This is a genomic window from Dysgonomonas sp. 37-18, from assembly GCF_001899125.1.
Taxonomy (GTDB): domain Bacteria; phylum Bacteroidota; class Bacteroidia; order Bacteroidales; family Dysgonomonadaceae; genus Dysgonomonas.
The window spans coordinates 197,745-220,069 of sequence record NZ_MKVC01000023.1 but is presented as its reverse complement, the minus strand read 5'-3'; the positions used below and the strand labels follow the sequence as shown (position 1 = coordinate 220,069).

General features: G+C 37.9%; 18 protein-coding genes. 10 read left to right on the top strand and 8 right to left on the bottom strand.

The genetic code is table 11. From position 1 onward, the window contains the following. Positions 1–13: 13 nt before the first annotated feature. Positions 14–3,208, bottom strand: a complete 3,195-nt coding sequence (locus BGO84_RS08640) for a SusC/RagA family TonB-linked outer membrane protein (protein ID WP_135104918.1) — start codon at positions 3,206–3,208, stop codon at positions 14–16. 429 nt (positions 3,209–3,637) lie between these two features. After that, positions 3,638–6,118 (bottom strand): ferrous iron transport protein B, encoded by a 2,481-nt coding sequence (gene feoB, locus BGO84_RS08635; RefSeq protein ID WP_291028811.1) that lies wholly within the window; start codon positions 6,116–6,118, stop codon positions 3,638–3,640. A gap of 692 nt (positions 6,119–6,810) precedes the next feature. On the opposite strand from feoB, the gene BGO84_RS08630 reads away from it, so the two are divergent. The 4 genes from BGO84_RS08630 (at position 6,811) to BGO84_RS08615 (ending at position 11,611) form a co-directional block, all read left to right on the top strand. Beyond that, positions 6,811–9,273 (top strand): endonuclease MutS2, encoded by a 2,463-nt coding sequence (locus tag BGO84_RS08630; protein ID WP_291028810.1) that lies wholly within the window; start codon positions 6,811–6,813, stop codon positions 9,271–9,273. Between the two features lie 28 nt (positions 9,274–9,301). Next, positions 9,302–9,961 carry an oxidoreductase gene (locus BGO84_RS08625; protein ID WP_291028809.1) on the top strand — a complete coding sequence of 220 codons (660 nt, stop codon included), beginning with the start codon at positions 9,302–9,304 and terminating at the stop codon, positions 9,959–9,961. Between the two features lie 35 nt (positions 9,962–9,996). Further along, the gene (locus BGO84_RS08620) at positions 9,997–10,425 is read left to right on the top strand and encodes a lipocalin family protein (protein ID WP_291028808.1); all 429 of its coding nucleotides are present in this window, start codon (positions 9,997–9,999) and stop codon (positions 10,423–10,425) included. 181 nt (positions 10,426–10,606) lie between these two features. Next, on the top strand, positions 10,607–11,611 hold the full coding sequence (locus tag BGO84_RS08615; RefSeq protein ID WP_291028807.1) for a hypothetical protein: 1,005 nt from the start codon (positions 10,607–10,609) through the stop codon (positions 11,609–11,611). 47 nt (positions 11,612–11,658) lie between these two features. On the opposite strand, the gene BGO84_RS08610 is transcribed toward BGO84_RS08615, so the two are convergent. Next, positions 11,659–12,048 (bottom strand): hypothetical protein, encoded by a 390-nt coding sequence (locus BGO84_RS08610; RefSeq protein WP_291028806.1) that lies wholly within the window; start codon positions 12,046–12,048, stop codon positions 11,659–11,661. Positions 12,049–12,207: 159 nt separating this feature from the next. Here BGO84_RS08610 and BGO84_RS08605 point away from each other — a divergent pair, with 159 nt between their 5' ends. Then, positions 12,208–12,576, top strand: coding sequence for a YccF domain-containing protein (locus BGO84_RS08605; protein ID WP_283685957.1), 369 nt, complete (start codon positions 12,208–12,210; stop codon positions 12,574–12,576). An 8-nt stretch (positions 12,577–12,584) separates the two neighbouring features. Here BGO84_RS08605 and BGO84_RS08600 read toward each other — a convergent pair whose 3' ends face one another. Together BGO84_RS08600 and BGO84_RS08595 are read right to left on the bottom strand one after the other, a co-directional pair. Continuing rightward, complete coding sequence (locus BGO84_RS08600; protein ID WP_291028805.1) at positions 12,585–13,538, bottom strand: NAD-dependent epimerase/dehydratase family protein; 954 nt, start codon at positions 13,536–13,538, stop codon at positions 12,585–12,587. 132 nt (positions 13,539–13,670) lie between these two features. Continuing rightward, positions 13,671–13,982, bottom strand: coding sequence for a hypothetical protein (locus tag BGO84_RS08595; protein WP_252636963.1), 312 nt, complete (start codon positions 13,980–13,982; stop codon positions 13,671–13,673). Between the two features lie 241 nt (positions 13,983–14,223). Between BGO84_RS08595 and BGO84_RS08590 the strand changes: the two genes are divergently transcribed. After that, complete coding sequence (locus BGO84_RS08590) at positions 14,224–14,613, top strand: hypothetical protein (protein ID WP_252636965.1); 390 nt, start codon at positions 14,224–14,226, stop codon at positions 14,611–14,613. Positions 14,614–14,657: 44 nt separating this feature from the next. On the opposite strand, the gene BGO84_RS08585 is transcribed toward BGO84_RS08590, so the two are convergent. After that, positions 14,658–15,137, bottom strand: a complete 480-nt coding sequence (locus BGO84_RS08585) for a surface-adhesin E family protein (protein ID WP_291028804.1) — start codon at positions 15,135–15,137, stop codon at positions 14,658–14,660. Positions 15,138–15,443: 306 nt separating this feature from the next. Here BGO84_RS08585 and BGO84_RS08580 point away from each other — a divergent pair, with 306 nt between their 5' ends. Genes BGO84_RS08580 through recA form a run of 4 tightly spaced genes read left to right on the top strand, consistent with a single transcriptional unit; the run spans position 15,444 to position 18,119 of the window. Further along, a complete protein-coding gene (locus BGO84_RS08580; protein WP_291028803.1) occupies positions 15,444–16,019 on the top strand; it encodes a TIGR00730 family Rossman fold protein in 576 nt (191 codons plus the stop codon). Between the two features lie 43 nt (positions 16,020–16,062). Beyond that, the gene (locus BGO84_RS08575) at positions 16,063–16,590 is read left to right on the top strand and encodes a hypothetical protein (protein WP_283685952.1); all 528 of its coding nucleotides are present in this window, start codon (positions 16,063–16,065) and stop codon (positions 16,588–16,590) included. Positions 16,591–16,602: 12 nt separating this feature from the next. Further along, entirely contained in the window at positions 16,603–17,067 is a 465-nt protein-coding gene (gene bcp, locus BGO84_RS08570) for a thioredoxin-dependent thiol peroxidase (RefSeq protein WP_291028802.1), read from the top strand. Between the two features lie 29 nt (positions 17,068–17,096). Further along, complete coding sequence (recA, locus tag BGO84_RS08565) at positions 17,097–18,119, top strand: recombinase RecA (protein ID WP_135104902.1); 1,023 nt, start codon at positions 17,097–17,099, stop codon at positions 18,117–18,119. Between the two features lie 313 nt (positions 18,120–18,432). Here recA and BGO84_RS08560 read toward each other — a convergent pair whose 3' ends face one another. Together BGO84_RS08560 and BGO84_RS08555 are read right to left on the bottom strand one after the other, a co-directional pair. Further along, a complete protein-coding gene (locus BGO84_RS08560; protein WP_291028801.1) occupies positions 18,433–21,783 on the bottom strand; it encodes an AAA domain-containing protein in 3,351 nt (1,116 codons plus the stop codon). A 5-nt stretch (positions 21,784–21,788) separates the two neighbouring features. Continuing rightward, a complete protein-coding gene (locus tag BGO84_RS08555; RefSeq protein ID WP_291028800.1) occupies positions 21,789–22,316 on the bottom strand; it encodes a hypothetical protein in 528 nt (175 codons plus the stop codon). Between the last annotated feature and the right edge of the window lie 9 nt (positions 22,317–22,325).

The following is a 22,325-nucleotide window of genomic DNA, read 5'->3' as shown; positions in this document are numbered from 1 at the left end:
ATCTTATCTATCTTTAGAAATTTACATTAACACTAAAACCAAAGCTAGTAGTTTGGGGTAACGAGAAGCGTTCAAATGCACCCATCATATTGTTGTTACCTTGTGAACTTTCTGGATCTGCATTCGGTAATTCTGTCCAAAGCAAAATATTACGAGCAAAAGCAGAAAGAGCAACATCAGCTTTCGAGAATACTGATTTAGGAAGAGCATATCTTAGAGAAATCTCCCTTAATTTTAAAAATGAGTTACCATATATAAATGATTCATCAATATTGGAAAGTACATCAGAATATAAAGTTTGATAAGCATTCTTATCATTAGCACCACCTCTAACAATATCATTAGGAGTTCCGTCTGCTTTATAGCCTTTGAAAATAAAAGTAGAAGTTCTATCTTCAGTTCTCTTAGAAACACCATATGTATCCATCAAACCATTCATACCTGAATACATTTGACCACCATTTTTCCATTCGAACACTACTCCTAACGAAATAGACTTATAGGTCAACGTTGTTCCTCCACCCAAAATAAAATCAGGAGAAACCTTTCCTATTACTCCAGGTTCCCCGGCCATCGGCATACCGTAAGTTACACTATTTGGATCTTCGTCCACTAATATACGTCCTTCTTTATCTTTTTTATATTGAACTCCATAAATAACAGGATATGTAGAGTTTATACCTGCACGAACCTGAGGTGTTACAAATCCTCCAAGCATAATAGATTCAACACCTTCACGCAATGAAACTACTTTATTATCCAATTTCGAATAATTCAAATTTATATCCCAACGGAAATCTTTCATGAGTATTGGAGTTACATTTAACATAAGCTCATGAGAAGTAGATTTCATCTGTCCACCATTAGTTATAAGTGATGATGCACCTGTAGATCCAGGAAGAGGAACCGGAAATATCTGATCGACAGTATTTTGGTTAGCAAAAGTATAATCAAGACTTATTCTATCTTGAAGGAAATTCAATTGCAAGCCTATTTCCCATGATTTTGTATTTTGCGGTTTCAGATTAGGGTCATACAGATTAGGATACTGCGCATAACCACTTACATTATCTACAGGATAAACAATAGGTTGTCCTTGCCAAAATCCACCGCCATAAGTAGGACGGTAGTAATAATTATTCATATATCTAGAGCTTGCCTGACCTACTTCTGCATAAGAACCTCTAATTTTACCAAAGCTAAGTACATTTTGGTTCTTGAAAGGTTCTAGTTCTGTAAACACAAATCCCAACGATACAGACGGATAGAAAAATGTTCTATTTTTGGGAGGCATAGTAGAGGCGATATCCTGACGAGCAGTTGCATTAAAATACAACATATTCAGATAAGAAAGTGACATACTTCCAAAAAAGCCCACTGTACGCTCCTGACTTTGTCCTTCACTTGCAGTAACTGTATTAGCATTCCCAATATGATTCCAACCACCAAAATTAAAGTTTTCACCATATTCGCTATAAGACTTATTATTAGTATGATTTAATTCATTCCCTGCTATAAAGTTAAAGTCTAAATCATTTGAAATTTTCCAATCATAAACTGCGGTAAACAAAGAGTTATAAGTAAATTGAGTTATACCATAATTATCTATTGTACCTGTTTTACCAGCATGACCATAACCAAAGACATCTTGATAATGAGTGGTATAAGTATCCGCACCCAATTGATATTTAAGGGTAATCTTATGATCATCAGCTAATTTAGTTTCATATTGACCAAATAAATTTCCAAAGAAACGATTTGTATTTTCCGAAAACGTATTATTATATTGTATCCAATAAGGGTTATCAAAAGTTAAGCTGCGATAATAAACTTGTTTGTACGGATCACTTGCTGTACGATAAGGCATTCCTTTAAGATTATAACTGGCAGGTGCGCCCATTACTCCCGCTAAGGAACCATCATTTGCACCAGATAATTTATCTACACTATTTTTGGAGAAATTAGCAGAAAAACCTACTGTAAAATGATCATTCAATTTTTTATCTCCATTAGCTTTCGCATTCCATTTCTCTAGACCTGTTTTCAATGCTATACCAGATTGATCTGTATAAGAAATACCAACAGCAAAAGTCCCAGTATTTTCAGCTCGGCTAACTAGAACCGATGTTGTAGACTGAACACCTGTTCTGAAATAGTCATTCCAGTTATCATAAACTCCAGGTGTTACCCAAGCATCTTCAGGTGCATATCCGCCCTCTATTAATTGAGGAACTTGATATTTCCCATCATGTCCTTTACCATTACCACCATAAAGAGGATCATTAGGTAAATCTGAGATTTTAGGCCCCCATGCCATAGATGCATGAGAATTATCATTTGACTTGCTCGAAGCATATACTCCTCTCATCCCTTGAGCCCAAGTTGTTTGATAGTCAGGAGTACGAGATACAACATCAAAAGCAACAGTTTGCGTTAAGCTTATATTTGTTTTACCAATCGTTTTACCTTTTCCACTTTTAGTTGTGATAATCACAGCACCGTTAGATGCGCGAAGTCCGTAAAGAGCTGCAGCGGCTTGACCTCTCAATATATTAACAGACTCAATATCATTAGGGTCGATATCCAACGCTCTATTTGCAACGTCTGAACCACTAACACTATTACCTGTATCGTAATAAGATGTACTTGCAATCGGCATACCATCAACAACATAAAGCGGAGTATTATCACCATCAAAAGAACGAGCTCCACGGATAACGACTTGAGATGATGCTCCAGGCATACCACTAGAGTTTTTCAAATCTACACCTACAACCTTACCCTGTAGAGATTTAGTTAAGTCTGTATTACCCGTCATATTCAGCTTGTCGGATTTTACATCTTGAGTAGCATAGCCTAACGCTTTCTTATCTCTTGTAATACCTAATGCCGTAACAACGACATCACCCAAAATATGTTCATCGTTCTCCATAACGACTCTCATATTTTGAGAAATCTTAACTTCCACTGTTTTCATTCCGATAAGAGAAAATACTAATGTATTTTTACCCTCAGGTACATTTATCGAAAAATTACCATCCAAATCAGTCGAAACACCAACGGTAGTCCCTTTTACTACGACTGAAGCACTAATAACTGGCTCTCCTACATTGTCCACGACAACACCGGTTACGCGAGTTGTTTGTGCTGTAATAAATCCTATGCTTATAAATAAGCAGGATAGAATTAACATCACTCTTTTCATCATACAAACACTACTTTAATTTCTAAATTAAAACTTCATTCCGATGCTAACACTTTGATGCAATATCAGACTTTTTAGCATCAGTTTGTTTTTTGATATACAAAATTAGGCAATTTTCACGAAAAAACAAATCTTAGATTAAATTATACAAATTTTGTCATTTTGAAAGAACAAACATAATTAAATACAGATTTACAAACATATACAAGTAACACAAATGTTAAATACATTACATATTGAAACCATCCAGAAGCTATACACCAAAAAAACACTAAAAAAACACCCGCTTTATTCTTTCGAAAAAGCAGAGATTTAACATTTAATTGTAACTTTTTCAAAAAAAAAGAAAAGAGCAACCAAAGCCGCCCTTTACATATTATAATTACAACAATAAGAAACAATAGAATAAAAAAGAAAGAAAATAAGAGAAAATCAGAACAAATATCCAACTTGATAGACTACAAAAGAAATAAGCCAGGCTAGTAAAGTTGTGTAAACAATACTAAAAACACCCCATTTCCAAGAGCCGGATTCTTCTTTTATAGCAGCAATAGTTGCGACACATGGAAAGTAAATCAGCACAAAAAGCAGCAAACTGACAACTACCAATGGAGTAAATGTTGTGCCTCCATCTGCTTGCCTATCTGCTAAAAGACGAACTTCCAGCGATTCCTGATCTTCAGAGCTCCCCGTATATAATACACCTAAAGTACTCACCACAACTTCCTTGGCCGCCATACCCGAAAGAAGACTAACACTTATCTTCCAATCAAAACCGAGAGGCCTCATCACAGGCTCGATAGCTTTACCTACACGACCAATATACGACTCTTCTTGATGCTCTGTATTTCTACCCTCTTCTATTTCTTCGATTTGAGCACTCTTTTCTTCATCACCAAGCCCTTCTTGCTGCTCAACCTGAGTTATCATATTATCATATTTCAACTCACGTTCTTTGTCTCGTGGAAAATAACCCAAGAACCAGATGATAATAGATGCAACCAAAATAACACCTCCCATTTTTCGCAAATACTGCTGAGATTTATCCCACATATGTATAGTCACCGACTTAATTGTAGGCATACGGTAAGGTGGTAATTCCATTACAAATGGTGTATCTTCCTTCGGGAAAAGAAAACGCTTAAATAAGCGGGCAGAAATCACAGCCAATAGAATCCCGGTAAAATACAAACCAAATAAGGCAAAGCTTGCATACGACTTAAAGAAAACTCCTACAAACAACAAATACACAGGCAATCGTGCACTACAAGACATAAACGGATTAACCAACATAGTTATCATCCGACTATTACGGCTTTCAATAGTTCTTGTAGCAAGTATCGCAGGCACATTGCAACCAAATCCCATAACCAATGGAATAAAAGATTTTCCGTGCAATCCCATTTTATGCATCACCTTATCCATTATAAAAGCTGCCCGAGCCATATAGCCGGAGTCTTCCATAAAGGAAATAAAAGCATACAGGATCAATATATTGGGAAGAAAGACGATAACACCGCCAACACCGCCGATAATACCATCAACAACTAAGTCTTTAAGCATACCGTCAACCATATTTCCACGGATAAAATTACCAAGTACTGCCACCCCGTTTTCAATCCACTCCATAGGATATCCACCCAAACGGAATGTACATTCAAACATCACCCACATAAAAAAGAAAAACACAGGGAATCCAATATACTTATTGGTAACCACCGCATCTATCATCCGGGTTACGTCCGACTCGAAAAGCTTTTCTTTGAGTGTCTGCTTCAAACCACCTGCCACAAAACCATAACGGGCATTCGTCAGAACAGATTCGGTATCTTCTTTTAGTGTATCTTCTATATATTTAACCTCACTATCTCTCAGAGCATAGATATCCACAGCATTTGACAATGAGCCAACATAGGCGTCTACATCTTTATCTTTTTCCAACAATTTTGCTGAAATATAACGGCGAGGGAAAATCAACGATGTTTCTTTTTCCTTTTCAAGAAGTATATTGATTTTGCTTATTGCATTTTCTACAACATTCCCATAATATATATGTACACGTCTAACGACAGGTTCTTTCTCTTCATAGACACGTATCACCGCATCGAACAGATCACCTATACCTACTCCCGTTTTAGCAACTGTAGGAACAATAGGAATACCAATCATCTGAGACAGGCTCTGATAATCAAATTCGCTACCCGTTTCTAATAGTTCGTCATACATATTAAGAGCGATCACCGTAGACACCTCCATATCGATAAGCTCGGTAGTCAAATACAGGTTTCTCTCAAGATTGGAAGCAGCAACAATATTAATAACCACATCGGGTTTATCTTCTACAATATGTCGTCTTACAAACAATTCCTCCGGAGTATATGCCGAAAGCGAATAAGTTCCGGGCAAGTCTACAACTTTAAAAGTATAGCCTCCATGCTTAAACTTTCCTTCTTTCGAATCGACGGTTACCCCACCATAGTTACCTACATGTTCGTGAGCTCCGGAAGCAATATTGAAGAGGGAAGTTTTTCCGGCATTAGGATTACCTACCAATGCCACCCTTATTACTTTTTTCGAATCGGAACTCGGTTTTCGCAAAGATGTTACCACATCTTCCGTGGTGGAATAATAACCTAAAGATTCGTTCGTCGCAGAGTGCGGCAGATTCTCATCCCTTACTTTATGTGAATCAGGATATATAACTTCGATTAGAGCAGCTTCGCTTCTTCGGAGCGAAACCTCATAATCCATTATTTTATATTTAATAGGGTCTTTGAGGGGAGCATTTAATATCACCTTTATGGTTTTTCCTTTTATAAAACCCATTTCGAGAATACGTTTACGAAAAGCACCACTTCCATTTACGCGTACAATGACACCTTTCTCTCCCGTGTTCAAATCAGATAAAAGCATACTAAAAATCTTTCACTTAATTAGAGACACAAAGATGGGCATTTTTTATATAAAAAGAGAAGGAAAACTGACTTTATTTAGAATGAGTATAAAAAAGAACCTTTCCCTAACAAGAAAACAAGCCTCACCAACACAAGCAAGAGCACCACTCACCACAAGCCACATCGCAAAGAAAATCATCTGATTAATAAAAAAAAGGAAAAAGATAAACCAATGCTCAAGAGGAGCGTAATCAATGACAAAACCCCAAACCTACTTTCACAAGCAGATAATGAGATAAAAACACTTGTTAGTTTAAAGATAAGAGTCATTGCAGGATAATAAATGCCCAATAAATCCTTCGTCACTCCTCTCTTGCATTGGAATATATTGTATAAAGTACTTTAAAGATCAGAATATAAAGGAAACTCTTATTAGCATAATTTATTACTAATCTATAACAAATTTATTAAAAAAACTGGCTTTTTATATTTAGCAGTAAATTATGTATAGCTCTTTTTTATTTACATAGATGGCATTTGTACTATTCCACAGCCTTCTAGGAGTTTGTAATAAAGCTCTCCCTTTTAATTTTCACAAAAGTAAAGTAATTTTTATATTCTGCAAAAAGAATAAGCCCATTTTATAAAATTTGAATACAGAATGAGTTAATCTATTTCACTATATTTGCACTCTATTTTAATAATAGCGCTGTGATTTATCCGGAAAACTTTGAATATAAAATAGGATTTGACAAAATCCGCCAACTACTCATAGCAAAATGCTTAAGTCCACTGGGGGAAGAAAAGGTTATCAATCTGGCCTTCTCTTCTGATTATACACATATATCAGAATCGTTGTCTCAAACCGAGGAATTTATGCGCATCATAAACGAAGAAGACAACTTCCCTACAAATTATTTTCTTGACGTGAGGCATGCTCTACGCAACATACGGGTAGAAGGCACATGGATAGACGAAGCAGCCTTATTTGATTTACGAAGATCGTTACAAACAATACGGGACATTGTTCTTTTCCTAAAAAAGGAGGAAGAAGAAAATACCCCTTACCCATACTTGTATGCATTGGCAGGAGAGGTTGCGATATTTCCCCAGCTAATAAGTAAGATTGATAATATTCTGGATAAGTTTGGGCGCATAAAGGATAATGCATCCGCTGAGCTAAGCCGCATACGGAAAGATATAGCACATGTTTCGAGCGGGATATCTCGAAGCCTTAATGCAATTTTACGCACGGCTCAGAACGAAGGACTTGTAGAAAAAGATGTAACTCCCACCATGCGTGACGGACGTCTTGTAATACCCGTAGCACCGGCATTTAAGCGGAAGATAAAAGGGATTGTACATGATGAGTCAGCTTCGGGCAAAACTGTATTTATAGAACCTGCCGAAGTAGTAGAAGCCAACAACCGCATAAGAGAGCTGGAAAGTGAAGAACGCAGAGAGATTATAAAAATACTGGTGACATTCACCGACATACTTCGCCCGCTGGTAGCAGACATATTGCAGTCGTATGAATTTCTCGCTACAATCGATTTTATAAGAGCCAAAGCTACATTTGCCATCGATCTGGATGCTATAAAACCAAGCATAGAAGACAAGCAGATTATAAGGTGGTATAGAGCGAAGCACCCTCTGCTATTTATTTCTCATAGAAAACAGAATAAGCAAATTGTACCTCTCGATATAGAACTAGAGGAAGACAATCGCATTCTCATTATTTCAGGACCAAACGCAGGAGGTAAATCCGTTTGCCTAAAGACAGTGGGACTACTTCAATATATGGTACAATGCGGAATACCGATACCTTTAGCAGAAAATTCGAAAGTAGGGATATTCAACAATGTATTTATAGACATAGGTGACGAACAATCTATAGAAAATGATTTGAGTACATACAGTTCGCATCTAACCAATATGAAGTTTTTTGTAAGAAACTGCGATGAAAAAACAATCTTACTTATAGACGAATTTGGAGGGGGAACCGAACCACAAATCGGCGGCGCAATAGCAGAATCCCTGCTTAAACGCTTTAATGAAAAAGAGTCTTTTGGTGTAATCACAACTCACTACCAAAACCTCAAACATTATGCAAATGAACACAAAGGTGTTATCAATGGGGCAATGCTATACGATCGCCACCTGATGCAACCTCTGTTCACTTTATCTATCGGCAACCCCGGAAGCTCTTTTGCAATAGAAATAGCCCGAAAAATAGGTTTGCCGGAAGATGTAATTGCCGATGCTTCTGAAATAGTAGGCAGTGACTACATCAATATGGACAAATACCTGCAAGATATTGTCAGAGATAAACGATATTGGGAAACCAAGCGCCAAAGCATCCGTCAGAAAGAAAAACGGCTTGAAGAGATTACCACAACATACGAAACAGATCTGCTGAGCGTCGAAAAACAACGGAAAGAAATACTCCGTCAGGCTAAGGCCGATGCAGAACGGGTTTTATCTGAGGCCAATGCCAAAATAGAGAATACGATACGTACAATTCGAGAATCGCAGGCCGAGAAGGAAAAGACAAAGCAAGCCCGATTGACTCTTAACGAATTCAAATCGTCATTAGAAGACGAAAAAAAATTCTCGGATGATAAGATCGCTAAGAAAATAGAGAAGTTAAAAGAGAAAGAAAAAAATAAAAAGAAAAAAAGCGAACAACCCAAAGAGATTAAAGAACAAATAATCGCTATTGGAGACAATGTACGCATCAAAGGACAAACTTCAATCGGACAAGTCCTTGATATACAAAAAGGAAGCGCTACAGTTGCATTTGGCATGATCAAATCGACCGTAAAACTCGAAACGCTTGAATATATAAGTAAAAATCAAGTAAAACGTGAAAACCGCAGCACTACAGTCAGCGTAGCAGCCAGCGACGATCTCCGAGAGAAGAAACTCAACTTTAAGCAAGATATAGATGTGAGAGGTATGCGTGGCGAAGAGGCACTGCAAGCAGTCATGTATTTTGTAGACGATGCAGTGCTCGTAGGGGTTTCTCGAATACGAATATTACACGGAACGGGAACGGGAGCACTAAGACAGATGATACGAGACTATCTCCGTACGGCTCAAGGTGTGCGAAATTTTCAGGATGAGCATGTACAATTTGGAGGAACTGGAATTACTGTAGTAGACCTTGAATAATTAAATAGAAAAGCAAAAGGATAAAGAGATGGCAAAAACCGCAATATTGATAGGAAGTACCGGATTGACGGGGTCACATCTAATGAGAATACTATTAAATAGTGACATCTACGATAAAACGATATGTTTTGTACGTCGCGAGACTAAAATATCGCACCCCAAACTGGTTCAGCATATCGTAGACTTCGACGACGTAGACTCGTATAAGGATTACATGGAAGGCAATGATATGTTTTGCTGTTTGGGAACGACCATCAAAAAAGCCGGAAGCCAAGAAGCATTCAAAAAAGTAGACCTTACCTACCCTCTTCAATTTGCAAAGGTAGCTGCTGTGAATGGCATAAAGCAATTTTCAATTATATCAGCAATTGGAGCCAATCCGGAATCGAGCAACTTCTATTTACGCATAAAAGGCAAGTGCGAAGAAGAGCTAAGGAAATTGCCGTTCCAGTCTATATCCATATTCAGACCATCGTTATTGGAAGGTAACAGGAAAGAATTCCGCTTTGGAGAAAGAGTACTGAGTTTTGCCATGAAAATATTCTCCATATTTCTTACAGGCAAATTAAAGAAATATCGTCCGATCAAAGCGAAGGATGTAGCTGAAGCCATGTATAGAGTTGCTCAACAGAATACAGTAGGGCTTCATGTATACCGTTCGGACGAGATAACAGATATTGCGAAATAAGGTTTCACTTCCGCATATCTTAACACCTAACTAGTATGAAAAAGGTTATCCTATTCTGCTTACTCTCAATCTCTTTTCTTCATCTCTTTGGACAAGATGTTTCTTACACAAAAAGCGACATTGCCGGACGATGGGTAGAAGTAAAAGAAACTGACAAGCCGGGGCAATATTCAGAGACGGAATATCCTTATATATACATATTCAAGGATGATTATACTTTTCATTTAGGAGAATCGATGGACGGAGTCATTCTTTTCAATATTACAGGAAAGTATTTGATTGAGAATAACAGCATCTATATTACTTATTTTGAATTTCTACAAAACAACAACACAAAAAAACTTACACCAAAAAAATTGTCATTACAAATACGATCCATCAAAAACGGAATAATGACACTATACGTTTCCGATTATGATTTTTCTTATCCGCTCATATTAAAGAGGCAGAATTTGAGTCGATAAAACTACCTTAACATACCTAAATAATAATTTACAAAAAAATACATTTAATCTATCCATAGAGGCTAAAACGATAGAATACAATTAAATAAAGCAAAAACAAAGCTATACATTTCATTCATTTGCAGATATTATTATATCTTTGCACAGCAAACAGGCATAAACTATACAAAACGTTCTCCAAATGATAATGACGAAAAAACTACTTTTCATTTTTCCCTTAATATGTACTATTATAGGATTAAGCAGTTGTAACAGCGATACTCCTGACAAACCGGATACCAATACAGAAACAATTCCCACATCTGAACTTACTAAAGATGATTTATTGGGCACATGGGAAATATATAACTCGGAGAAACAAGTAATTAAAGTCAAAGAAGATGGGTCCGAATCGGCATATCCAAATTTCAGATCAGTAGATTATGACGGATTTATAAACAAGTTCTATATAGACTCGAAAGGCGTTTACACATTCGAAAACTCAAATGTACTGGATGAGCTTATAGATAAAGGTACTTACGATGTAAAAGATGGTCTGATCACCATGAATGTTACACGACATAACGGGAGAGATACTTCTTTTGTAAATACCGAAACAATCTCTATATTTTATAAAAACAAGGAGGCTTTTACGGTATTCAAATACTTTACGGTAGATGGCTATAAGATCAGAGACGGCAGATCGATGAGAAATATAGAAAAAGCACCGAATATACATCCCAATATGGAGAAAGTAGATGTTAAGGGTAAATATAGCAGCCTAGTAGGAAAATGGGAAGTATATGATTATCAGCTATTGGCTAATGGGGTATACGACGCTACTTATTCGAAAGAAACACTGGCTAAGCTGAAAGGAAACACATATACGTTCAATGATGAAGGAAGTGGAAAGACATCGGTAAATATAGATTTCCGTGATCCGGATAATGATGGAGTACGAATCACAGGTAAATATCCCGTAAAAATCGTTGACGATATTGTCTATTACTTTGTAGATAATGCAGTTGATACACTTGGAAATTATGTACCCACAGCACCTTTTCTTTGGGTTACAGACTGGAAAAAAAGAACAGATTCATCTACGAATAAAGAGTTTGATTCTTTCGTTAGCTTCAACAAGTTCAGGACTGATGCCAGACCCGATATAATATACGAAATGAGAAGGTTTCTCAGAAGGATAGATTAAAAAGCATCTACAACATACATACACAAATTATAGAAGAACAGGCAAACTTACAGTCCTGTTCTTTTATATTTTAGAGACCTGTCTCCTCCTTGCTTAAAAACTAAAGAGTCGACAGTTAAAGTGTATATATCAAGCTTATTATCGAATATAGAATCTTTATACAACATCAGTGTAAAATTATGTATTATAAAGGTATAGTCCGACTTTACAAGCCCGACAATTTCTTGCGTACACTTATTTCCATTAAAGTATAAATATACATCTTGCTGATTCAGGTCTAGGATTGCCGAATCGTTTCTTTTCGATTCCACAGCCACAAGCTGCCATTTTCCTTGTATCATCTGGTTATTTACCTCATCGCTATTGTAGGGCTTGCAACTAACCAAGAATAGGAAAGCAAAAATAAAACCTGCAAGGCTTATCAATCTAACAGACATTCGTTCCATGTTTACCACAAAAAAACAAATTATTTTCCATTAACGAGACATTCGCTCCATAAAAAGTCAGAATATTCTTATTGCTTTTACAAAATCCTGCTATATTTGTTCAACTGATTTTATTTATCTTATTTAAATACCTTTAAGCACAAGTTACGTATGAAAACAATAGGGAATATAATATGGTTGATTTGCGGAGGCTTTATGATAGCCATCGAATACTTCATTTCCGGATTTCTTATGTTATTGACCGTCATAGGCATTCCCTTCGGACTACAAGCTTTCAAGCTGGGAATACTTGCAATATGGCCATTCGGGAGCCATGTTGAATCGAAAGACTCTGCTCCGGGGTGCCTCAATCTGGTGATGAATATTATATGGATCATAATCGGAGGATTCTGGATTGCCCTTACACACTTGTTCTGGGGAGTTCTTCTCTGTATCACAATAATAGGCATTCCATTTGGAAAACAGCATTTCAAACTGATACATTTAGCTCTTGTTCCTTTCGGAAAAGAGATCAGATAAACCAATCGTCAAAACAGCTCTATCCCATCCTGATAAGTTTTAAATTTCAGCTCGGGCAATAACTCGTTTCTCATACGACGGGTATCACCATAGTATGAAACCATCCCTATTTTGACAAAGTCTACGGTGAGAGGGCTCTGTGTGCGAAACAAAGATGAAAATAGTTCCGACCCTTTTGATGCAGCCATTATCATCCATACAGGCATACGCCAAGGCTTGCGATTCCCGCTATAAGCAGTAATATCGTCTAAGAATTGCTGTAAGGTTTGCACTCCTTCGTCACCTATGTGATATATCCCTTTGATATCAGGTTTCAAAGCTGCGGCAATAGTGGCATTTGCAAAATCCACTTTCGAAATAAGATGAATATATGTAGGTTTCCGCCACACGCCCAAAAGCCAATGTCGAGCAAACCACTGTGCAGCATCTATCATCAGTATCCCTTTGCCATAGACCATTCCTACCCGCAGAGAGACAGCCTCTATGCCGTATTTGTCACCATAGCCGAACAAGAGCTTTTCTTCTTCAAGGCGAGTACGGGCATGCATCGATTCGGGCTGTCCATCCAAGTGCCCTGTTGCGGGATTATTGGGAGTACATTCTCCTTCAACATGAGGAAAACTAATCAATATTACACGTTTCACCTTCTGCTGTATAGCTGCATCGAGTAAGTTTTTAAAGTATAGAGTGTTTGTAGTTGGCAAAAACTTTTCGGGATTAGCCTTAAACAAAACCCCTGCAAAATGTACAACCACATCAACTCCGGCTAATACGTCTCCCAATGTTTTGGGGCTTGCCAGATCAACCCGAAACACAGATACATTGTTCTTACCTTTCAGATTCTCGGCTACATCTTTTTTGTGTATCAGCAAATTCAGGTGTACATTTTCTTTGTGTTGAAGTTCCTGAGCTAAGAGCCCTCCTAAGTTTCCGGCAGCCCCGGTGATAGCAATTTTCTTCATTGTGCAATTTTTGTTCAAAATATAAATATATGAAATATTTCCCCATGTTACAGAAACAGATAAAGCTGTTTACACAAAAAAAAGAGATAACCATACGATTATCTCTTTCTTTATATTATAAAACAAACGGAGTTAAGCCTTTGCTGCATTTGCTTTAGCCTTTGCTTCTATTTCCGACAATTCGTTCGCCAGCTTTCCTGCCACTTCGCCGGTAACTTCATTTATTTTTTGTTTTCCTTTTCTTACTTCTTGCCTTGCCTTTACGCCTACACGCAAAGCCTTGCTTTTGCCTACAGCCAACCCATAGTCTAAGTCTGACTTCGCTTTATCCGTAGCGCTGTTTACTCTTGTGCGCAATTCTTCCCTTGTTTCCTCATCGGATAGTTTCAATGCTGCATATACACCTAGTGCACCTACAGCTAAACCTAAAATAAATCCCTTCATAATGTGCTGTAATTTATGTGTTATATAATTCTATTATTAACAAATATAAGATATTTATAATGATAACAATCAATTAAATGCATTTGTTTACTTTAAATAACTTGTATATTCCTTTTTTAGTATAGTTAAACACAATGAATAAAGCCTGATTTTTGAATTAAGAAAGTTTATAATGCAAAATCATTTTATATAGATTCTGATTATTTTTTCCTACCTTCAACCCCTCTAAAGCCGTATATTGATGAAACATTTACTTTTTTGTTTTTCATTCTTAACTATCTTGATGGCATGCAGCACTCAACCGACATTGGAGGGGCGTTGGGCTGTAGAAATGGAACACAACCGTGACACTGCCATTATAGTAAACGGAGATACCATCGTAGCTCCGGAGTTGAAGATAGACCGAGACTCTATGTATCTGGAAATAAAAACGAATGGTCTTGTCAGCAAAACAGAATGCTTAGGCTTTTATACTATCAACAACAATCTTATTACCGTTACGGATAGAATGGGAAAACAGAGGACAGAAACGTTTGTGCTAAAAGACGATGTCCTAACCATCTTAGATAAGGATGATCCCAATAAGATTATAATGAGGCTGGTTCGTATCAGAGAGAAAGAATCGGACTGACGAGTAAACCGCATTCGGCAAAATCCTATAATCAATCATCTAAATCACTTTCCGTAATCGCAAACAAAGAAGAAAGTGTAATCACCCACAGTTTTGGCATTCACCTCTAGCCATCTCAGTTTATCTTTGGATGTGACTGTCTTCTGAATCAGTTTACCCGACGAGTCATAATCTTCTACAGATAAGACTCTAAAGCGTCTGTTTGAACAATCGTACATACTATAGTAGATACAGTAACTGAAATCGTTCCATTTCTCAGCTTTTTCCGGCTTTTTCATCGCCACATACCTGTCTCTTATTTTATCCACATAGGCCTTACGAGCTTCGGCAGACGTATATATTCGTTTTTCGTAGGCGTAAGACACTGCTCCGTCTTGTTTCAGATTGAGGGTGTCTGTATAGATTTTCATATCTTCGGTTACGGCTACATTGTGCCAACCATAAATACCTGCTCCCACCTGACGGGAGGTCTGACAAGCCGAAAAAGACAATACGGCTATAATTGTGATTAATATATATTTCATCCTCATTTTTAATTTAATGCACATTAGTAATATTCTTTATAAAATAACAGGGGCGTATTTATAAATAGAAAATGTAAACTTACAAAATAAGCAGAAAGTAATGCCAGTCTTTGATCTAATTCTCTGATAAAATAGTTTTCAACATCAGGTTTACATATCATTTTTTATCTAATAATATTATTATCTTTGCTATGATAAGATAAGCGAAACGAAAACATTGCATTGACAAAACATCTTTGCTGGAAACTCTTTAGCGAATGTATGTATCCATACATTTCTTTGGATTTTTAATTTTATAAATTAATAATGAAATATATATCAATATTCTGCGGCTCGGCCTCAGGTTCAGATAAAATCTTTGCAGAACAAGCAACCCTACTCGGAAAAACAATCGCACAAAAAGGCTATGGCATTGTATATGGAGGTGCACACGTAGGGCTTATGGGATATGTAGCCAATGGCGCACTAAGCGAAGGAGGAGAAGTAATAGGTGTTATACCCGAATTTCTGAAAAGCAAGGAGTTGGAACATACCAACCTGACACAGATTCATATCGTAGAAACAATGCACCAACGCAAAGCCTTAATGAACGAGATCAGCGATGGAGTTATCGCTCTAGCGGGAGGATACGGAACCTTAGACGAATTATTTGAAATGCTTACTTGGGCTCAATTGGCATTACACAAAAAACCGATAGCAGTATTGAATACCAACGGATATTATGATCCGCTTATTACGATGTCGAAAACAATGATCAAAAATGGTTTCCTGAAAAATGAATATCTTGATCTTTTGTTGATAGATGGTAATATTGGCAGTTTGCTGAAAAAAATGGAAGATTATATACCTCCGGCCAACGACAAATGGTTTGAAGTGAAATAATCCTTCAATCTTAATATACAAACTAAACAAAACACACCTTAGTATGAAAAAGTATTTATTCATTGCAGTGGCAATGCTGGGATCAGTTACAATTGTAAATGCCCAGACGGTAACAAAACGTGTTGTAGAAAAGACAAACAAAGGAGACTCGAAAACGCATTACAATTATTTATTACTGGATGCCGTCAATTATAGCGATGCAGCATACTCCAGATATGAAAAATTGGTGCAAGATGTATGGGATAAAAAAGCGAATGCTAACCTCACGAAAAACAGAATAGAAACTCTGGAGGAAATCGATAAATACCTGACGACCGTAAAAGAGACTCCGATATACAAAGGGGGAGAGAGTTACCAACTGGCAGTACTGGCATACCTCAGTGCTGTAAAAGACAAGGTTATTGCTCTGGAACATTTGGGAACACTGGGCGATGATGCGAACACCGACGCTATAGTGTACAACAAAGCGTCCGCTAAGTTTACAGATATATCGAACGAAGCTATTGACCTGAGAAACAATGTTAGAGATAAAAAAAGCGAATACGAAAAGACATTCTATATACAAAAATAAAACAATATAAATATGGCACTTACTGTTGGAGATAAAATACCTGTAATTTTAGGAATCGATCAGGACGGAAAAGAAGTAAAAGCATCCGACTATCAAGGGAGTAAGCTTGTATTATATTTCTATCCGAAAGACAATACCCCGGGCTGTACAGCTGAGGCTTGTAGTTTGCGAGATAACTTTTCGCAACTCCGAAAAGCCGGTTACCAAATACTGGGTGTTAGTGTCGACAACGAAAAATCGCATCAGAAGTTTATAGAAAAGCAACAATTGCCTTTTCCGCTGATTGCCGATACAGACAAAAGACTTGTGGAGCAATTCGGTGTATGGGGTGAGAAAACACTTGCCGGACGTAAATACATGGGCATATTTCGCACAACATTCCTGATAAACGAATCGGGCATTATAGAGCAAATAATAACTCCGAAGGAAATAAAAACCAAAGAGCACGCTCAACAAATATTAGATCTAAATAAATAAAAGTTTCATATAATTATCAAAGAGAAATAATGGCAGAAGAAAAAGAAAAAAAAGCAGCCCCAAACACAGAGAAGCTGAAAGCTCTGCAAGCTGCAATGGACAAGATAGAGAAGAGCTACGGAAAAGGCTCGATAATGAAAATGGGCGATGATAAAATCGATGAGATAGCTGTTGTTTCTACAGGTTCTATAGCCCTGAACGCTGCACTCGGTGTAGGCGGATACCCTCGCGGCAGAGTGATCGAAATATACGGTCCCGAATCGTCAGGTAAAACAACCTTGGCTATACATGCTATAGCCGAAGCACAAAAAGCAGGAGGTATAGCAGCCTTTGTGGATGCTGAACATGCATTCGATCGTTTTTATGCCGAAAAACTTGGAGTTGACATCGAAAACCTATATATATCACAGCCCGACAGCGGTGAGCAAGCTCTCGAAATAGCAGAGCAATTGATTCGTTCTTCGGCTATCGATATCATTGTTATCGACTCGGTTGCCGCACTGACTCCTAAAGCAGAGCTAGAAGGCGAGATGGGCGATTCAAAAATGGGATTACAGGCTCGTTTGATGTCGCAAGCTTTGCGTAAATTAACTGCTGCTATCAACAAAACAAACACCATCTGTATATTTATCAACCAGTTGCGCGACAAGATCGGTGTTATGTTCGGTTCGCCCGAAACAACTACCGGCGGTAATGCCCTGAAATACTATGCATCTGTACGCCTTGATATTCGCCGTATCGGACAATTGAAAGACGGAGATGAGGTAAGGGGTAGCCAGACACGCGTGAAGGTAGCAAAGAATAAAGTTGCACCTCCTTTCCGCAAGGCTGAATTCGATATCATGTACGGTGAGGGTATCTCTCGCTCGGGAGAAATCATAGACCTTGGTGCAGAACTTGGTATCATCAAGAAAAGCGGTTCGTGGTACAGCTACAATGAAACCAAACTGGCACAAGGACGTGAGTCGGCAAAAGAAGTGATAAAAGACAATCCTGAGTTGGCAGAAGAGATAGCAGGCTTAATCTTCGAAGCATTGAAAGAAAAGCACTAATATAAGCAAAGCAATCTAGGAATAGTGAAGAAGCTGTTTGAAGAGTAAAACTATATTTTGCTCTTCAAACAGCTTTTTTTATTATCATATCTCTTTCTATTTATCTTATATAGAGGGTATATTCGGATACTGTTCCCCATTATTCCGGTCTTTAGCGAAAGGCAGAAATAAATAAAAGGTTACATATAGAAAAACAATGAAATAGTGTCACTTTTGTCACCTTTTGCATTCAAAATACAGCATATAGAACTATACACCAATTACTTATACCTAAAATTTAAAAAGTGACATCTGTCACCTTTTTATAGAGAATTCATGTAATATGTTGTAGTATCTTCTTGTATATCGGATGTTGGTGCAGTATATAATCGTTACCAATCAGAAAGAGCTGCTCACGTGCACGGGTAAGAGCAACATTGAGTTTACGATCTACTGTTCCCTCTCGGTTCATACTACAAAAGTTTTTGAGTTGGTAAGATTTATTGAAACAGAAGGAAAGTATAATCACATCGCGCTGGCTACCTTGATAACGCTCTACGGTATCAATCATAATATCAGACAATTCGGAAATACCTGTTTCTTCGAGCTTTTTCCTGATCAGGGCTATCTGATTTCGGTATGGAGTGATAATACCAAGCGTTCTTTGAGGGTCGAAAAGAAGATTATTAGCCTTGTAGATATCCAGTAAAGCGATTGACAAGGAGACAGCAATTTCGGCTTCGGCATCGTTCGTTTTATCGGATATATTTGCATTATCAACCTCTCTGACAGGAATAAAGCAAACCCGCTTGTTTGATATCATGGTCTGATATGGATCATTCGAATCAAAAGAAGGATAATTCAAGTCGGCTTGCTGCCTTTCGGTTGCGATCTTTAATATATTGTCATAGAAGTGAGCATTTACAAGACGTGCAATATCCTGATGCATACGTCCATGATATGTAAGTGTATCATAGGCATGCGTCCATCCTTGTTTTTGGCAAATACGGAACAGCCGTTCGAAAAGAGATTCACGGCAATCGTAAAGCTCAATATCATTTAAGATGCTGCCATCGACCTTCGATCGGAATTCATCCTGCAATGTAATAGTAGACAACTGCTTGTGATCTCCAATCATAATAAACTTATCAAACTGTGGAAGCAGACCTATTATCTGAGATTCCAATATTTGTGAAGCCTCATCGATAATTGCCACATCAAAATGTTTCAGGTCGAATAGTTCCAGCTTACCCATGATAGACGCTAATGTTCCTACAAATATCCGAGTTGAGGCGATTGCCTGTAATAGGTCTTTGCGGTTTGTAGCTTTATATGAGATATTCTGCAACAGTCGATGTCGATATGGTTCTCCGCATGATAGTTCCGAACCTATACGGATATATCGGTCACACACGAATTCTTCTTCTGAAAATGCTTGACAGATAGCAGCACATAACTCATCTACAGCACGATTGGTATATGCCATAACAAGGATGTTGTTATCTTCTTTTGCATGAAGACGCTCGATGAGTTCCCGTGCAAAGATGGACGTCTTGCCTGTACCCGGAGGCCCTACGATAAGGAAATAATCATCAGCCGACAAGGCTTTCTTTATAACGCTTTCGCCCCTCTCCTCTTGAGTCAGTTCTTTGTCGGGACGGTTCTCATGGGAGATACAGTTCGGCTCTTTAAGTCCGAGCAAGAGTTCCTTCTTATCGGCAGGAGCAGAGAGAAAACCAAACAGGCTTTTATACATGGCATTATACCCATGATCGAGTTTATCGTGCTCTACCGCCCAAAGCCTGTAACGAGAGAAGAAAGCTCTGTTTCGCTGCTTGTATCTAAAACGGAGGGTTACCGAATGAGATGATATTTCTACAACTGTGCCTTTTAGTATTTGGTTGGTGAGTACCGTATCTTCCTCATCTTTCTTCGGATATAAGATACAGATTTCTCCTACCCGAAAGTTCACACAATCTTGAGGGGCTAATCGATTGAATCGGATCACCATATCCCGACCACTGTCGTCTATATCTTCTATCTCGAGATCAGAGATCAGATCCAAAGCGTCTTTGCGTTCGGAGAAAGTTGTATTCCACAGGGCTGAGACACTCATTGCTGTATCAAAATTCTCATCTCCTGTTTTTTGCAAGTATAATTCCCTTGCCACAAAGTTAATGTAGCGATAGGCGTATGTCTTTTCTAATGGAGATGATTTAGTAAGAACGTCCTCCAACTCTTTTAGCTTATCTATGAAGAACTGAGGTGCTCTACCATAATTATCTAAACTGAAGAGCTCTTTGAAAATTTGTTCTACCGTTTGCACATCGCCCGAATACAAGTCGTGTTCGGTAGTGACAATCAGATTGCGGGTATTGATAATCTCTTTCTCCAAGCGTTGGTATCTGGCTGCAAAACGGATATTCTCTCCGGCATTGTCGGCACTCGAATATAAAATCGTAGGATAGATATGACGTGCATCCTTGTTGAATACACTTTGTATCATGAGCCGATAGATAGCAGTCTGCGTTTCGTGGTTCGAAGCGATCTTTGTTACATCTTCACGAGGATAAGGTGGCTTGCCCGACTTTAATTCTATGATACGGTCTGCGCCATCCTCCTCATCGGAGAGTTGCAACAGGTCGAGCCGTCCTTGAAAACCGTATTTCTCGCAAAAGAAGGAAGGCTCTAATGTACACAGGGTAGTATCAAAGCCGTTTGTGGGCATATCGTTTATTATTACTCGCCGGATATTATTAAACTGGCTTTCTGCCCTCGACATGAAGTTGCGAAAATCCAAATTGTCCTTTATGTCTTGGCATGATGCATATTCGAAGGGCATCTGACGGAAAGATTTTAGAAACACATCTTCAAACTTCAATGTTCGGGGATTTTCGGTATATATAAGCTCATCGAGAAAGAAGTTTGCCAGATTTCCTAACAGTATATAGTGAGAATTCGCATTCGGCTCAAACTTTCTGCGGAAGTAATGCAAGTGAGAATTACCATACGGTTGAAAACACTCTGCCATTGCCGAAGCATCGATCAGATAGTCAGGCTCAAGTACAAATACGGAAGGAATGTAGCAGCCGTGTCCATCCTTTCTCACATCTAGCAGATTTAGCTGGGCGCCAATCCACAAACGATCGATAGTAGGATTGAATATCTCATTTGCAGACACATTGTATCTTACCGTTAATCTTTCTTGAGGTAAAGTCTCGGGTTGACAGATCAGTAACTGGTTTTCTTTATCTATATCCAACACCTGCACACGCAGTCTATCCAGCGGTAAGGTTTTCTTATCCTCTTGTTCGACACCTTCGGGTATTTCAGGGTTATGATCACCTTGCAAAAATGCATAAAACAACTCTATGCTTTGTTTAGCATCGTCGTATTGTTTGGGTGTAATCAGATTATTCTCATCTCTTTGCAGAAAAGAACTCTTTATACGGATTGTATGTAACCGCCACTCTATACGCTTAGGCAAATCATACTTTTGAGATATGAAGACCAGCCGAGAAAATAAAGAAGGAAACTGCAAAGATTCACCTTTAGTGATTTCCTTGCAGCTTCTTTCCAGTATCTGTTTGAGGCAGATATATTTATTTCTTAGCGATAGATTGGTTTTATCTATCTGTTGTATCTCAGAGAGATAGTCGGATAATAGAGATGTATTACCATACATTTTTACTAATCTCTAACTTCCAAATCGAGGTTGTTACTAATATCAAAATATGCAGGACCTCCGTCATATATATTTGAGTAAAACGTAATCTTCATATCTACAGCTCCATTACGATATAATAATTCATTAACATTCCTCATGAAGTTAAAATAAGCATTATCATCGATTGTAATCTTTGCGGCATCTTCTCTTATGCTTATTGGTGTTTCGTAAGCATAAACACCGACACCTGGAACTTCGATGTAAAACCTGTTAATAACATCTCCTCTTAAAAGATTTGATATTGTAATCCACGAGTCATTTGTTTTTATACCAATAAGATCCTCTCTTGAGGGGTTGAATTGTGGTATTTCAGTAATCCTTACAGTTGTATATGCTTGTCCATAACCATTGTGATCTATATTAAGATTAAACTTTATATCCAATGTGCCTGACTTCCAATAGTAATTCTCATCCGTTTCACACGACGAGAATCCGACTAAAATGAGGAGAGTCAATAAGATTACGCAAAGCTTGTTCATATAGTATTTCATAATTAAATA

Coding starts and splice junctions, on each gene's coding strand:
- bcp (WP_291028802.1), top strand. CDS start 16,603: ATGGCACTTACTGTTGGAGATAAAATACCTGTAATTTTAGGAATCGAT.
- recA (WP_135104902.1), top strand. CDS start 17,097: ATGGCAGAAGAAAAAGAAAAAAAAGCAGCCCCAAACACAGAGAAGCTG.
- BGO84_RS08620 (WP_291028808.1), top strand. CDS start 9,997: ATGAAAAAGGTTATCCTATTCTGCTTACTCTCAATCTCTTTTCTTCAT.
- BGO84_RS08575 (WP_283685952.1), top strand. CDS start 16,063: ATGAAAAAGTATTTATTCATTGCAGTGGCAATGCTGGGATCAGTTACA.
- feoB (WP_291028811.1), bottom strand. CDS start 6,118: ATGCTTTTATCTGATTTGAACACGGGAGAGAAAGGTGTCATTGTACGC.
- BGO84_RS08640 (WP_135104918.1), bottom strand. CDS start 3,208: ATGATGAAAAGAGTGATGTTAATTCTATCCTGCTTATTTATAAGCATA.
- BGO84_RS08615 (WP_291028807.1), top strand. CDS start 10,607: ATGATAATGACGAAAAAACTACTTTTCATTTTTCCCTTAATATGTACT.
- BGO84_RS08605 (WP_283685957.1), top strand. CDS start 12,208: ATGAAAACAATAGGGAATATAATATGGTTGATTTGCGGAGGCTTTATG.
- BGO84_RS08595 (WP_252636963.1), bottom strand. CDS start 13,982: ATGAAGGGATTTATTTTAGGTTTAGCTGTAGGTGCACTAGGTGTATAT.
- BGO84_RS08555 (WP_291028800.1), bottom strand. CDS start 22,316: ATGAAATACTATATGAACAAGCTTTGCGTAATCTTATTGACTCTCCTC.
- BGO84_RS08590 (WP_252636965.1), top strand. CDS start 14,224: ATGAAACATTTACTTTTTTGTTTTTCATTCTTAACTATCTTGATGGCA.
- BGO84_RS08560 (WP_291028801.1), bottom strand. CDS start 21,783: ATGTATGGTAATACATCTCTATTATCCGACTATCTCTCTGAGATACAA.
- BGO84_RS08585 (WP_291028804.1), bottom strand. CDS start 15,137: ATGAAATATATATTAATCACAATTATAGCCGTATTGTCTTTTTCGGCT.
- BGO84_RS08600 (WP_291028805.1), bottom strand. CDS start 13,538: ATGAAGAAAATTGCTATCACCGGGGCTGCCGGAAACTTAGGAGGGCTC.
- BGO84_RS08610 (WP_291028806.1), bottom strand. CDS start 12,048: ATGTCTGTTAGATTGATAAGCCTTGCAGGTTTTATTTTTGCTTTCCTA.
- BGO84_RS08625 (WP_291028809.1), top strand. CDS start 9,302: ATGGCAAAAACCGCAATATTGATAGGAAGTACCGGATTGACGGGGTCA.
- BGO84_RS08580 (WP_291028803.1), top strand. CDS start 15,444: ATGAAATATATATCAATATTCTGCGGCTCGGCCTCAGGTTCAGATAAA.